The 13,212-nt window shown below is 36.7% G+C and carries 13 protein-coding genes and 1 riboswitch; of the genes, 3 read left to right on the forward strand and 10 right to left on the reverse strand.

What is annotated here, in order from left to right:
• Positions 1 to 20: 20 nt before the first annotated feature.
• The 3 genes from SJW71_RS15685 to SJW71_RS15695 all read right to left on the reverse strand — a co-directional run bounded on the left by SJW71_RS15685 (position 21) and on the right by SJW71_RS15695 (position 5,152).
• A complete protein-coding gene (locus SJW71_RS15685) occupies positions 21 to 1,292 on the reverse strand; it encodes an McrC family protein (RefSeq protein ID WP_312507105.1) in 1,272 nt (423 codons plus the stop codon).
• A gap of 2 nt (positions 1,293 to 1,294) precedes the next feature.
• Positions 1,295 to 3,310: an McrB family protein gene (locus SJW71_RS15690; protein WP_312507106.1), complete on the reverse strand. Its 2,016-nt coding sequence runs from the start codon at positions 3,308 to 3,310 to the stop codon at positions 1,295 to 1,297.
• 162 nt (positions 3,311 to 3,472) lie between these two features.
• Positions 3,473 to 5,152 (reverse strand): formate--tetrahydrofolate ligase, encoded by a 1,680-nt coding sequence (locus tag SJW71_RS15695; protein WP_322610496.1) that lies wholly within the window; start codon positions 5,150 to 5,152, stop codon positions 3,473 to 3,475.
• Positions 5,153 to 5,365: 213 nt separating this feature from the next.
• Between SJW71_RS15695 and SJW71_RS15700 the strand changes: the two genes are divergently transcribed.
• On the forward strand, positions 5,366 to 5,566 hold the full coding sequence (locus SJW71_RS15700) for a cold-shock protein (RefSeq protein WP_004269397.1): 201 nt from the start codon (positions 5,366 to 5,368) through the stop codon (positions 5,564 to 5,566).
• Between the two features lie 411 nt (positions 5,567 to 5,977).
• On the opposite strand, the gene SJW71_RS15705 is transcribed toward SJW71_RS15700, so the two are convergent.
• Positions 5,978 to 6,763, reverse strand: a complete 786-nt coding sequence (locus tag SJW71_RS15705) for a VOC family protein (RefSeq protein ID WP_322605705.1) — start codon at positions 6,761 to 6,763, stop codon at positions 5,978 to 5,980.
• Between the two features lie 157 nt (positions 6,764 to 6,920).
• Between SJW71_RS15705 and SJW71_RS15710 the strand changes: the two genes are divergently transcribed.
• On the forward strand, positions 6,921 to 7,406 hold the full coding sequence (locus SJW71_RS15710; protein ID WP_274796565.1) for a flavin reductase family protein: 486 nt from the start codon (positions 6,921 to 6,923) through the stop codon (positions 7,404 to 7,406).
• Between the two features lie 90 nt (positions 7,407 to 7,496).
• Here the strand turns inward: SJW71_RS15710 and SJW71_RS15715 are convergent, their stop codons facing one another.
• The 5 genes from SJW71_RS15715 to SJW71_RS15735 all read right to left on the reverse strand — a co-directional run bounded on the left by SJW71_RS15715 (position 7,497) and on the right by SJW71_RS15735 (position 11,401).
• Entirely contained in the window at positions 7,497 to 7,652 is a 156-nt protein-coding gene (locus tag SJW71_RS15715; protein ID WP_004269393.1) for a YezD family protein, read from the reverse strand.
• 69 nt (positions 7,653 to 7,721) lie between these two features.
• Positions 7,722 to 7,818, reverse strand: a riboswitch (SAM riboswitch).
• A gap of 170 nt (positions 7,819 to 7,988) precedes the next feature.
• Positions 7,989 to 9,083 (reverse strand): DUF418 domain-containing protein, encoded by a 1,095-nt coding sequence (locus tag SJW71_RS15720; RefSeq protein WP_322605704.1) that lies wholly within the window; start codon positions 9,081 to 9,083, stop codon positions 7,989 to 7,991.
• Positions 9,076 to 9,669: a TetR/AcrR family transcriptional regulator gene (locus SJW71_RS15725; RefSeq protein ID WP_431811173.1), complete on the reverse strand. Its 594-nt coding sequence runs from the start codon at positions 9,667 to 9,669 to the stop codon at positions 9,076 to 9,078. Before SJW71_RS15725 ends, SJW71_RS15720 begins: the two co-directional genes overlap by 8 nt.
• A gap of 104 nt (positions 9,670 to 9,773) precedes the next feature.
• Entirely contained in the window at positions 9,774 to 10,448 is a 675-nt protein-coding gene (locus SJW71_RS15730; RefSeq protein WP_431811174.1) for a phosphopantothenoylcysteine decarboxylase, read from the reverse strand.
• Between the two features lie 68 nt (positions 10,449 to 10,516).
• Positions 10,517 to 11,401, reverse strand: coding sequence for a LysR family transcriptional regulator (locus SJW71_RS15735; RefSeq protein ID WP_274796561.1), 885 nt, complete (start codon positions 11,399 to 11,401; stop codon positions 10,517 to 10,519).
• A 134-nt stretch (positions 11,402 to 11,535) separates the two neighbouring features.
• On the opposite strand from SJW71_RS15735, the gene SJW71_RS15740 reads away from it, so the two are divergent.
• Complete coding sequence (locus SJW71_RS15740) at positions 11,536 to 12,435, forward strand: DMT family transporter (RefSeq protein WP_274796560.1); 900 nt, start codon at positions 11,536 to 11,538, stop codon at positions 12,433 to 12,435.
• A gap of 205 nt (positions 12,436 to 12,640) precedes the next feature.
• On the opposite strand, the gene SJW71_RS15745 is transcribed toward SJW71_RS15740, so the two are convergent.
• A complete protein-coding gene (locus SJW71_RS15745) occupies positions 12,641 to 13,078 on the reverse strand; it encodes a general stress protein (protein WP_274796559.1) in 438 nt (145 codons plus the stop codon).
• Positions 13,079 to 13,212 lie beyond the last annotated feature (134 nt).

Consider the following 13,212-nt stretch of genomic DNA (forward strand, 5'->3'; position numbering starts at 1 on the left):
ACATTTTTATTTTTCCTTTGTTAATAGCCTATTAAATTTTTTGCTAATGATTTCAATAAAACTTCTTCATTCTTTTTAATCCATTCAAGAGTTTGATGAATGTTAATACTCTGTAAATATATTTTTCCACAGTTCTTAGAAAATTTATTCGTTTCAATTACACGCCTTGTCTGATAATCTATACCTTTAAATACAGGATAAACAATAGTTGCAGTGTAACTTTCACCAGTTTGGAAGTGCTGAGCATAAAATGATAACTGAAATATGTCTTCGGTTGATACTCGTTTGAAATCATATCCTTTATATTTAGTATCAATTACTGTAACTGTATTCTTATTTAAATCATACACAACTATATCCGGGATAATATCACGGTATCTTTCACCTTCTAGCAACATAGCATTCGTAATACGTTTATTAGATACAACTTTAAATGCTTTATGAGCTAAATATTTCTTCAGAATTTCTCCTACAAACCGTTCAAACACTTCATTCATATTTACAAGGAATGCAAAATAATTTGTTTCCTTTTTCATATAATCTTGTAAAAATAGCTTTTCAAAGAGCATTCTGCCAAAGAAATGGCTCATCTTATAATTTTCGTTTAAACGATTTATTACAATATGAGGCCACTTATTTCCATAAAAAGTGTTTGTCAACATTTCAAACTGTGTTCGTAGCTTATGAACATGAAGCTTTAAATGCTTTGGCAATTTAACTATTGTTAACATTTCAAGAACTCTTAGTATTACTTGGTTTTCTATAATATCGTAGATAAGTTCATCATAAACACAATAAATTTTTGTTGGTAAATTAAAGTTTTTCACCATGTTTTCTCGTATGGAAATACGCCCTCGAGCCTGTAGTAAATTACCATACTCTTCGATATAATCCTTTTTTAGCCCCTTAAGTAACAACAATTCTGTTTCTTCAATAAAAAGGTCTACTAAGAGAGTAAATAAATCATTATGCCCTGCTTGTCCTATAGACTGTCGCTCTGACCATTTTGCATTTCCTTTGGCAAACAACATCATATCTACTACTTCTGTAAATGTAGGATCAAACTTTGGTTGAATAATAATGCGTAAATGTTCTAACTCAATGATACCAACAAAACTAGTAGTCCTGATACGTAAACCTTCTCTTAATTCATCGAAATAAAACCGCTGCTCCCAAGGTTTATTATTATGAATTGAAGCAATTTCTTTTAAATAACAGCGTTCTTGATTCGTTAAGTAATATGCTGGAATAACTTGCTCCGTGAATTCCTGTAAAATTATTTCATTCTTCATTATCAATCACCTAAATGACTTTCAAGCGCCGCTATAAAAGCTTCATCATCATCGTTAAATAAAGTATGATTCACTTCTTGTAAATCAATATCTACAAAACTATCTCCTAAAATATCTGCAAGTACACTGAAATTATCAAAGCAATATTCTTGTAAAAGAGGGATAATATCATATTGGAAAATATCTTTTAATTGGCCAACAGAAGAAATTACGTCACCATCTTCTATCATATAAGCATGGCCAATTTGCATATCACGACCTTGCATTTGGATAAGTTTTTTATTCAATGACTTTAAAATTGTAGAAGGAGAAATACTTAATTTATCGACTGAACATTCTAAAATCTCGTAATTTGGCATACATTCTACAAAAGCAAAACGACGTTTAATAGCAGCATCTAGCATTTTAATACTTCGATCTGAAGTATTCATCGTTGCAATAATCGCCACGTTTTCTGGAATCGTAAAGAGCTCTTTACTTTGGGGTAAAATTACTTCCACCCCACGCTTGTCTTTTTCTAACAATGTGATTAACTCCCCAAAAATTTTGGGTACGTTCCCTCGATTTAACTCATCTATAATGAAATAAAACTTTTTTCCTGGTTCTTTTTTTGCCTGATTAATAAATCTTTTAAAAACGCCATCTTGTAAAGTAAATGATACAGTACCATCTTTTTCAGCAGTAGGTTTATATCCCTCAATAAAATCTTCATACTGAAAAGAAGGATGAAATGTACACATTTCTATATGGATTTTCACATTTGAATGTTTTTTCCACTTTAAAAACTGCATTACAGAGTATGTTTTACCTGTACCTGGCGGACCGTATAAAATAATTTGGCCTTTTCGGTTAAGAGCCCTATTTATTTTTCCAAAAAGAGGTGATTCTTCTAAAGTGGGCTTAGTAATAGACTGTGTTCCATTACTTTGTAGCCATTCTTCCATCTGTTTCTTAGGTACTTTCGCTACCGTTACAGTTTTCCAAGCATTTTGAGGTGGAATAACTAACCCTTTTTCAAAAATTTGCGACCAATTCACTCCTACAGTATGGGGATATCGTCCAAAATCTTCGTTATATTTGTAACCCTCTTCATTTACTACTCCAATGCCAACTATTTTCGACGTTCCATTATTGGCAATCACTAGGTCACCTGGCTGTAAATTATAAAAGTCCCATACCTCATTTGCTTTTCTCGTAATAACTGATTTATGTTGATTATAATAGCCTTTTTTAACAAAAGCATTTTTTAACTCGTTAAAATCATTGTATTGTTCGAGGTTACCAAGATCACCCCAACCTAAGGAAATAAAACTATTATCTACACAGTTTTGAAAGTTACTAGCATTATCACCTGGAGCAATTTTATAAACAAATTCAGCTTGCATAAAATGTGTATATAGAAAATTTGAGAGCAACAGCACATCATATTGTTGTAAAGACTTATGTTTGTATAGTTCATTCCGTAAGAGTTGATTTAAATAAAGCGTATCTCTTGTTTTCAACAGATTCTCATCCACCCCAAATTCCTTTAAAAATTTTTTCAGATGAGATTCTTGATAAATCGGCATTAATTTATCTGCATGGTACATATATGATATTTTTCCTCTTAGCATTGAACCCCGATTTAGTAAATTATCATTATCTATTGATACATAGGGTTCTTTCCCCATTACTTCTATCGTTTTAATAATATCTTCTCTAAGTTGTTGCCATGCCTCTTGCTCATTTTTAAATTGTTCTGGGTAAAACCAAGTACCTTCCTTCTTTTTATAATAAATTATATGTTTATTAGCTGATCCTCCCTTGATACTCCCTAAGGAAACCGTATTATATTCTAACCACCAGCTAAAGGAACCTTGAGGCTGCAATCCTAGTGCATATTCTTCAAGCTCCATCTCATGCAAACGCTCTAGTGGGAACTTGAGCAAAAATTCTCGGTGTAACTCTTTTGCCTTTCGAACATATTCTTTTCTTTCTTCAGTGGCAAATTCATGAATTTGTGTGATTATCTTATCCATATATGTACCTCCTCATTAAATAAATAACAATTTTCGCGATTTATTGTATGGGCAAAATCTCAGTTCCTTTTGCTTTTAAATTTTTGGAATTTATAATTTCGAAATGGAAAGCTACCCTTTTTTTAAAGGGTAGCTTTAAGGTCTATCATTATTTTATTGATGTTAGAACAATCCCACCGCATGTCCTTCGCTATCAACATTCATACGTAGCGCAGCCGGTGTTTTTGGTAAACCTGGCATTGTCATAATATCGCCTGTTAGACAAACTAAGAAGCCAGCACCAAGCTTTGGAATAACTTCACGAATCGTAATGGTAAAGCCTTCTGGACGACCGAGTAAACTTGGTTGGTCAGTTAGGGAATACTGTGTTTTTGCCATACAAATCGGAAGAGAGTCCCAGCCAAATTTTTCGATTTGGGCAATTTGTTTTTTGGCTTGATCAGTAAATTGCACATCTTTCCCACCATAAACTTTTTGCACGATTGTACGAACTTTTTCTTCAATAGACTCTGTTACATCATATAAAGGAGAGAAGTTGTTATCTTCTTCTAGCACAGCTAGTACTTGTTCAGCTAGAGCTAGACCACCTTTACCGCCTTCTTCCCAGACATTTGTACGTGCGATACGAACATCATTTTCTTGACACCAGTTAAGAACGGCTTCTAATTCAGCCTCTGTGTCCGTAATAAAACGATTTAATGCAATAATTGGTTCAACGCCAAATGTGCGAACTGTCTCCACATGTTTAGCTAAGTTTTCAATACCTTGTAAAAGGGCTTCGACATTTTCGCCAACAAGCGCTGTTTTCGGAACCCCACCATGCATTTTTAAGGCACGAATCGTAGCTACGATAACAACGGCACTTGGCTTAAAGCCAGCTTTCCGTGCTTTAATATTCATGAATTTTTCAGCACCTAAATCAGAGCCGAAGCCTGCCTCTGTCACCACGATATCCGCTAGCTTACGAGCTGTTTGTGTCGCCATAATGGAATTACAGCCGTGAGCGATATTGGCAAATGGACCACCATGAATAATGGCAGGTGTTCCTTCTAATGTTTGTACTAAGTTTGGCTTGAAGGCATCCTTTAATAATAAAGTAAGAGCACCTTCTACCTGTAAATCTCGTACAAAGACTGGCTCACGCTCGAATGTGTAGCCAATCACGATACTAGCGATGCGTTCACGTAGATCCTCAATACTTGTTGCTAAACAGAACACTGCCATGATTTCAGAGGCTACCGTAATATCAAAGCCGTCCTCACGAGGCATGCCTTGAACTGGTCCCCCTAAACCAACGACTACTTTACGTAGAGCACGATCATTTAAGTCCATTACACGTTTCCAAATAATGCGTCGTGGATCAATGTTTAATGCATTTCCTTGATGGATATGATTATCAATAAATGCGGATAAAGCATTGTTGGCTGTTGTAATCGCATGAAGGTCACCAGTGAAATGTAAATTAATATCCTCCATTGGTATTACTTGTGCGTAACCTCCGCCAGTTGCGCCACCTTTTACGCCCATTACTGGACCTAATGATGGTTCTCGTAAAGCGACCATCACCTTCTTATCTAATTGATGAAGGGCATCTGCTAGTCCTACAGTCACTGTCGACTTTCCTTCACCTGCTGGGGTCGGACTAATAGCAGACACTAATACTACTTTTGCATCCTCGCCCTGAGCTGTAATTTTTAATGGGTCAATCTTTGCTTTGTAGCGTCCATACTGCTCAAGAGCATCCTCTGGAATACCCGCAGCTTTGGCAATTTCCGTAATAGGTTTGATCACTGCTTGACTAGCGATTTCTAAATCTGATAATGGTTGATTTTTCGTTGTCATTTGGCATCCTACTTTCTTTGTTGTTCATTTCCATTATAGTCTTAATTGTGAAAAAAAAGAAAGCCAGATATGCAAGCATTTCGACAATCAATTGACATCTTTGTTCAATTCATGTATGTTCTAAGAGAAAATGCAATTTTTTCACATTTTCTCAATGAGAGCACAACTTATTTAACTTTATTTTACATTCAAGCGCATTGGAGGCGAATGCTTATGCAACAGGGGATCGTAAAGTGGTTCAATAATGAAAAGGGTTATGGCTTTATTGAATGTGATGATGGAGAAGATGTATTTGTACATTTTACGGGCATCCAGGAGGAAGGCTTCCGTACACTTGAAGAAGGTCAAAAGGTATCATTTGATGTGGTAGAGGGTAATCGTGGACCTCAAGCATCAAATGTTGTGAAATTATAACGGTAATGGACTATTAGCTTAGTTCCAAATGGACAGCGGAGCAGGAATGAAATATTCCTTCATCCGCTTTTTTTATTACCAATGGTGGCCCTTTGCAAATTTGATACTAAGTATGTGAAGCATATAGCATGACAAAAGGGAATTACACTTGAAATAATTTCAAAAAAGCTATAAGAAAACTGCGGAACGAAGGGCGGCACTCCTGCGGGAAAAGCGGAAAAGTCGAGATCCTGGACTGAGCGAAGCGAGGGAAGCAGCTCGACCTCACCCGCGGAAAGCGTCCGTCCATTGTGGAAATCAATAGCTTAGCTTTATTTCATTGTAAAAGAAAAAAGACTGTAGGCAAACTCAAAATTCATCGAGTTTGTCTACAGTCTGAATCCATTTCAGCATATGAAGTGGATATTGTAATTATCGATTAATCCAATAAAAAGCGCCAGGACATACTAATGTTTCCTTTGTTCGATGAGGATCTTTTAATGTCACACCAAATGGCCCTTCTTTTATATGACCAAGTGTCATAGCTACTGCAACCTCTTCCTCATAAAAATCCAATCGGATATTCGGGAGCTGTAACGAGATGAACTGCTCATGTTGCACAGGCTCTGGTAGCTGCAATACCTCCTGCCATAAACGAACTGTTCTTCGTATATCCTTGACATACAATTGGATTGATTCCATTGTAATCGCTTGTTTTGTATCAATAGCACCGCTTGTCACTAATTGTGACAGACGTTCCTCATCTTCCTCTGCCCATTCAATTAAAAATGGAAAATCAATGAGAAGATCTGGTTTGCCAAAATGGAGAAGCTTCCACTTCACAACAGTGCCATCCGGTCTTGTTCGACTGCAAGCATCCGGCCCATATACATCATAACCTAATGCTCGTAAGCGTTGACCCTCTTCCTCAATTTTTTTGGTACGCAAGGCTATTCGTGAAAATCCTTGGCGCTCTTGATCACGTTTAAACGTATAATGTAAGGAATATGGGTATTGTGCCGCCTGCTCAAATAAATCACGATCATAGATAGCAATTTGTTCAATATAGCTTAAGCCAAAGTAGCTTAACGTATTATAAGTCCCCCACATCGTGTGCTGCCCACCATTCACTGTGTGGACATTTCGTTTATTGAAGAAAACCTTTATATTTTCTGGTGATTCCACTTGGTGAACCAGGTGATCAAAATATAAAGTCATGGCAATTCCCCTTTCTTTCCCCATTACCTTTACCTGTATGTTTAATTGGTTTAAAATTTACTCAAGAAAAGGAGTTACTAGTAGGATATGAAAAAAAAGTTCATTTTACCTACTTACTCCGTGAACTAATTTATATTAATAAAGAGGTGATATTTGAATGACAGATCAAGTAGCTGCTTTTAAATTGGCATTAGGTAATTACCCTACAGGCGTTACAGTTGTCACAACAAGTCATGAAACAAAACCTATAGGCTTAACCGTCAATTCCTTTGCATCTGTTTCAATCGACCCGCTCCTTATTTTGTGGTCACTCGATAAAAATTCTCAGCTTCATTCTTATTTTACGAATGCTTCTCATTTCGCGGTCAATATTTTAGCAAGCGACCAAGAACATTTATGTACACTATTTGCCAGTAAAATCCCTGATCGTTTTGCACAGGCACAGTGGTCCACTTCATCTTTAGGTCTACCGATTTTACATGATACAGCAGCTATTTTACAATGTAAAACGTTTCAGCAAATAGATGCTGGCGACCATACCATTTTTATTGGGCATGTGCAAGACATTACAAACGGGCAAAAAGAACCGTTACTATACCATCGCCGTCATATTGGGCAAATACCAAAAAGCTTTTATAGTTAATTTTTTAGACAAAAAAAGGGCCACTTGTAAGCAAAGGAAATCCTTCATGCTTATTGGTGGCCTTTTGACATCGTTCAACTGAAATCAATGTTATTTTTTCTGCGGAAATCTCTGTTTTTCAAGCCTATTAATTTGCACAATAACACCATCTTGGATCGTAATATGCACTTCACCAAATTCAAGATTTTGAATTGCCTTGGCAATTGCCTCTAATTTTTTATCATCTACCTTTACTGATTGAGCCATACGATACACCCCTTCTTTTTCATTCTTGTTGTACAAAAGAGGCCAACGCATCAAACTGATTGATAGCCCCTCCTATCTCTCAGATACCATCTGTTGGATTTGGCACCTAACTTTTCGGTTGCCGAGGCTTCGTTGGGCCAAGTCCCTCCACCTCTCTTGATAAGAGTACTGCGTTTCTTGACAATAATTCTATAATTCTACTATACGAATGTCAATATAAAATATTAGAAAACCTAGCTGAATACTCTGTAATATCAATCTTCTACGTTTGTATGAGTCGATATGAATGTATTTTATGCCAAATCAGTAGTAAATAGATGACTACTCTCAAACTTTTTAATTGGACCATTTTCTCAAAATGAGTTCAATTGGACCACGTTGATGGATAGTCCTCCACCATATCGAAAAAAACACACAGCCTAAAAAATAACAACATGCATAGAGCATTGAAAAAACGACTGTTAGATTATTCGATAAATCGAAAACTTCTAACACAGTGATGCCAATAAAGACATGGCCAACATAGTGTGTTAAGGACAATTGACCCGTTTTAATGATTGCTTCTATTACTTTATTTTTGAAAGTTTCTACAAAATACATACAACCTACTATTATCACAATAGCCGAAGCCGAATTTGATAGAACATACATTATATTTGGTGGAATTGGTCCTGTATCAAATAAATACAACGCACTATCATGATCTAAGAAATATTTTGTCGAGAAGTGAATAATCACCTTTGAAAAAATTTCTATAATCACTCCTAACAAGATACCTACCGTAACTAATTTCTTTCTTAATGCCCTATTGGTTAAATCTAAGGTACCTACAATCATCCCAATGAGAAAAAAAGATATCCATGGAAAAACGGGATGGTAGCCATTAAACAGTAAATTTCTCATAAAACCTTCTACCGTCCAAAAATCTATATACTCTAATAAAATATATTTTGGATGCCACCCAACTAGATAATTGAATTGGATTTGTAGCCATTGGGAAACGATTATCACCGCACTAATTGTAAAAAGCATGGTTTTCTTTGAAGTTGCTATCAACAAAGCTGCAAGAAACATATAAACACCGTAATAATGTAAAATATCTCCCGTCCATCCGACCACATATAAAACCATCCCAACAACAAACAAAAAAAGAGCTCGCTTCCATAAAGTTAACTTACTTTGGCGAATAAGAATTGGGTCCTTTGCTTCCCTTGCTTTCCGCGTCATCAGCGCAGTCCCTATTCCTGCTAGAATGACAAATAGTGCAGAGGCGCGCCCCTCAAAAAGACTTTGCAATTGAATGAGCCATTGTGAACCATTGGCAGTTGAACCTGAAATAACGCCAAAGTTTACAATAAACATACCTAACATTGCTAATGCTCTTGCAAAATCTAAGCCCTCAATACGACGATGACCAAGTTGCTTATTCATCTTTTCCCCCTTGAATGACGCTATGTACTGCCTCCCTCCAAATAGCCTTATAGTTCAATTGACTACCAGTTAACATAAAATTGCCAATATTATCATAGAGCATGGCTAACATATGGGCTTTCGCTTCTATGTTGGCACTTTCATCTAGCACTTCTAGTTGCACTGCGTATTGTAAAATATCATAAAATCTTGCTAAATAATCTGATTGAAGCACTAATAACTGTTGCATGTAGTGGTCGTCGCGAGCGGCTAATAACAAATACTGACTAAATATTTTATTAAAATAAGGATCTTTGTCCTGTTCATCAATTGACTTATAGCCAATCTTCAGTAATTTCTCAATGAAATTGCTTGGAGATAGCTCCTTGTAATCAACAACGATATCATATTGAATTTCTTTATAAAGTTCCTCAAACAAAAAAGAAATTAATTGATCCTTTGATTGAAAATAGTAATAAATAGCTGGTTTTGATATGCCGACCTCTGCTGCAATCATAGCTAAGCTCGTTTTCTCAAATCCTTTTTCTGCAAACATCACATAGGCAACTTCTAAAATTTTTTGAAAGGTTTGTTCTCTATTTCCCATAAGGGCCTCCTTTTTTACCGACCGTTAAGTAAATAATATACGAAGATCCAATTTTTCACAACAAAAAAACTGTGCAGAAGTAAACCCTCTCCACAGTTCTCCTTTTAATCCCCCTGTAAACAGTCCATTAGAGCTTGAGCTGTCTGTTGCTTACCCATCACCTTGATCGGCTGCCCTTCAGCAGGCACAATCCAATGAGGCTCGTCCCCACCATATAAAGATTGTGAGCTGTTAGCTACCATAAATTGTGCATTGGCTGTTTCCATGCGTAGTTTTGCACGAGCAAGCAAAAATTCCTCATCATTCGTCGCTTCCAGCTTAAAGCCTACTAACGTTACATTTGGTTGCCAGCCTTTGATTTGACCTAAAACTTTTGGTGCCTTTTTAAAATGAATAACCGGTGGTTCGTCAGAAGGCATTTTGCCCGCTTCCTCCATTAAATTCCCTGATTGATCATACACTTTGTCTATGACCCAATCGGAGCCAGCAGCAGCCATAATGACGATATCGACTTGTTGTTGTTGGACAGCATGACGAACTTTTTCTCCTAAATCCTCAATGCCTTCAAATTTAACCAATGTCATTTTATCTTCGTTTTCTGGGAGCTGAGCAAAGTAACCATGCATGTATATGACAGACGCACCAGCAGCCAGTGCTGCCTCTGCTAAATAACAGCCCATTGTCCCCTTCGATAAATTCGTGTGCCCTCGTACACGATCCCATTTTTCAAGTGTTCCCCCACTTGTAATGAGTACGGTTTTGCCTAGTAATGTCCCCATACACTCACCTAGTTTCTAAAATATATACAAATACTATTTTAACGTAATGGTACGATTTGCTTCAATAGCTACGATGGAAGGGAGCTGTTTTGCTCTTTTAACCATGCACTTAATATTTCAGCAAATTTCTTTGTCACGGGTGAAGCATGGTGTTTCATGGCAATACCAATCGTTCGGTAGCCACCTTGCTTTAATGGAATCGCTTTCAATGTTGGCGGTAAATTTTGAATGACCAACTGGGGTAAAATACTAATCCCTAAATGGTGTGAAATCATAGATAGAATTCCTACTTCCTCAGAAAGCTCAAAGCGTATATTGGGCTTTACATGATATTGTTCTAACAGCACTTTTACATCATTTGTCCCTTTGTAAGAAGTCATGATAAAAGGCATATCCTCTAGGTCCACAATATCAATTTCTGTCTTATGAAATAATGGACTTTTATGAGAAACAATACATAATAAAGGGTCTTGCTGTAATTCCATAAATTGATACTGTTCCGACTTTTGCCCATTCAGGAATCCTGCCTCGACTTCACCACTTAGAAGCCATTGTTCAATTTCGTAATAATCCCCTTCACGTAACTCCACTTGTATCCCAGGAAATTGATGATCCATAATCTGAATAATTTCAGGCATCCAATTCGAAGAAATACTTGAAATAACACCAATACGTACCTTACCTCGTGTAACGCCGAGAATATGCGCTGCTTCCTGCTGCAATAACTCCTGTGCGTCCAAGACCTGTCGCATCGCCCTAAGCATTGTCTGTCCTTCACTTGTTAGTGTGACACCTACACGACTACGGTGAATAAGGGCAAAGCCAAATTCTTTTTCTAAACTCGATACGGCATGACTCACTGCAGACTGTGTTAACCCTAGTGCATCCGCTGCTTTTGTAAAACTTGCTACTTCTGCTACCTTTGTTAAAATCTCATATTTTACTAAGCTCATTCGCCATCCCTCTATGTACATGAAATTTTTTAATCCTATTCATTATAAACATTCGTTTTACTAATCACAATACAAGATATATAGTAATTTTTAGTATAAAAACTGTTTTAGTACACAGATGGTAGGTGAACATAATGAGTATCCAAGGAAAAGCAAATGTATTGATGGTTATTGTCACAATGTTTTGGGGACTATCTTATACCTTTATGGTCATGGGGCTTGAAACATTGGCAGTTTATAATGTGGTGGCATTACGTTGTATCATCGCATTCTTCGTAGCAGGACTTATTTTTTATAAACGGATGATCAAAGTAAATGGTAAAACATTAAAATATGCGGCTATTCAAGGATTTTTATTATTCATTGTGTTCGCGTTAAGTTTATTTGGTCTACAGTCTACCTCCGCTTCAAATGCTGGCTTTATTTTAAGCCTAACTGTTGTATTAGTGCCGATTTTCAGTAGTTTCATTGAAAAAAAATTACCATCGAGAGCGGTTAGCTTTGCCGTTATTTGCACGATGATTGGTATTACAGTATTAACAGCACATGGCTCGTTCACCTTTCAAAAGGGTGACCTATTAGTAGCAATTGCAGCATTATGTTATTCAATTTATTTACTTTTAAATAGCTCCTTTACACGAAATGTCGAATCGATTTCATATGGTATTTACCAACTAGGTTTCGCTGGACTTTATGCACTAATTTTAACATTCATATTAGAAACACCAACGTTGCCAGATTCAACGACATCTTGGATTGCGATTTTAGGTCTTGGAATCATTTGTAGTGCGTTCTGTTTTGTCGGCCAAACTGTTGCACAACAGTACACATCTGCTACACATACAGGTCTCATTTTTTCTTTAGAGCCTATTTTTGCAGCCATGTTCGCCATGATGTTTATTGGTGAGGGCCTAACGATGAAATTAGTCATTGGTGGTAGCTTTATTCTAATCGGTAATTTAGTTGCCCAATTAGAGCATTTTCACGTATTGCGTTATATCAAAAAGGATGCACAAGAAAAAGTTATACAATAGAAAGAGTGGTCCCCGTGATCACTCTTTTTTCTTTGGAGAACATTCAGCTATTTTTGCTTACAACCGCTAGTATGTAAGGAAAGTGGATAGTAGCTCATCAGCTCCCTTGAAAGAAAGCAGGCGAATGGAAATCAACGCCTCTTTTCGTTCTTTTTTCTATAACAAAAAAACAGAGTGATCAATTGAAATCACTCTGTTTTTCACTTTATAAAAATCTTCTATATTGCTCGGCCTCGATCATACGCTCTTGATTTCTTAAGCGCTCCTCTTGTTCAGCAGCTGTCTCTGGATGTGTTTGTAGTGTATCCAGATCATCATCATGTTCCGCATACAAGACAATACTCCCTTGCTCAACAAGATGCGAATAATAAGCGATTTGTCCCTCGGATAGATTAAATCGTTTTAAGCCCTCTGTAACAGCTGAGTCACCTGTAAACCAAGATTTGAATTGGTCTACCCAATTACCCGCTTCATGCGTTTGGACATCAGCGTCCCATTTTACGTCCTCAAACTGTTGCGGATCTTTCGCAATAATATGGATATCCTCTTGTTGGTAACCTTCTAACCGCATACTTTCTAAAATGTGAAGCATTTCATTTCTCGTATGGGCCACCTCAATTTTTGGGTTTTGTTCATTCATCATGTTCAATTCCTCCTAATTTATATGGCTTACTAAGTAAATACCCGTACAGAACACAAACAAACACGTTTTACCAAACTGTAATAATTGTTATGATGCTTTAAACCCTGTTATTTATTTGTCATGTGGTGGCTCAA

Origin of the sequence: Lysinibacillus sp. FW12 (assembly GCF_050817245.1) — a bacterium.
In the GTDB taxonomy this organism is placed as follows: Bacteria; Bacillota; Bacilli; order Bacillales_A; family Planococcaceae; genus Lysinibacillus; species Lysinibacillus irui.

Coding starts and splice junctions, on each gene's coding strand:
- SJW71_RS15720 (WP_322605704.1), bottom strand. CDS start 9,083: ATGAATAAGCAACTTGGTCATCGTCGTATTGAGGGCTTAGATTTTGCA.
- SJW71_RS15730 (WP_431811174.1), bottom strand. CDS start 10,448: ATGGGGACATTACTAGGCAAAACCGTACTCATTACAAGTGGGGGAACA.
- SJW71_RS15715 (WP_004269393.1), bottom strand. CDS start 7,652: ATGGCTCAATCAGTAAAGGTAGATGATAAAAAATTAGAGGCAATTGCC.
- SJW71_RS15745 (WP_274796559.1), bottom strand. CDS start 13,078: ATGATGAATGAACAAAACCCAAAAATTGAGGTGGCCCATACGAGAAAT.
- SJW71_RS15735 (WP_274796561.1), bottom strand. CDS start 11,401: ATGAGCTTAGTAAAATATGAGATTTTAACAAAGGTAGCAGAAGTAGCA.
- SJW71_RS15690 (WP_312507106.1), bottom strand. CDS start 3,310: ATGGATAAGATAATCACACAAATTCATGAATTTGCCACTGAAGAAAGA.
- SJW71_RS15725 (WP_431811173.1), bottom strand. CDS start 9,669: ATGGGAAATAGAGAACAAACCTTTCAAAAAATTTTAGAAGTTGCCTAT.
- SJW71_RS15710 (WP_274796565.1), top strand. CDS start 6,921: ATGACAGATCAAGTAGCTGCTTTTAAATTGGCATTAGGTAATTACCCT.
- SJW71_RS15695 (WP_322610496.1), bottom strand. CDS start 5,152: ATGACAACGAAAAATCAACCATTATCAGATTTAGAAATCGCTAGTCAA.
- SJW71_RS15685 (WP_312507105.1), bottom strand. CDS start 1,292: ATGAAGAATGAAATAATTTTACAGGAATTCACGGAGCAAGTTATTCCA.
- SJW71_RS15700 (WP_004269397.1), top strand. CDS start 5,366: ATGCAACAGGGGATCGTAAAGTGGTTCAATAATGAAAAGGGTTATGGC.
- SJW71_RS15705 (WP_322605705.1), bottom strand. CDS start 6,763: ATGACTTTATATTTTGATCACCTGGTTCACCAAGTGGAATCACCAGAA.
- SJW71_RS15740 (WP_274796560.1), top strand. CDS start 11,536: ATGAGTATCCAAGGAAAAGCAAATGTATTGATGGTTATTGTCACAATG.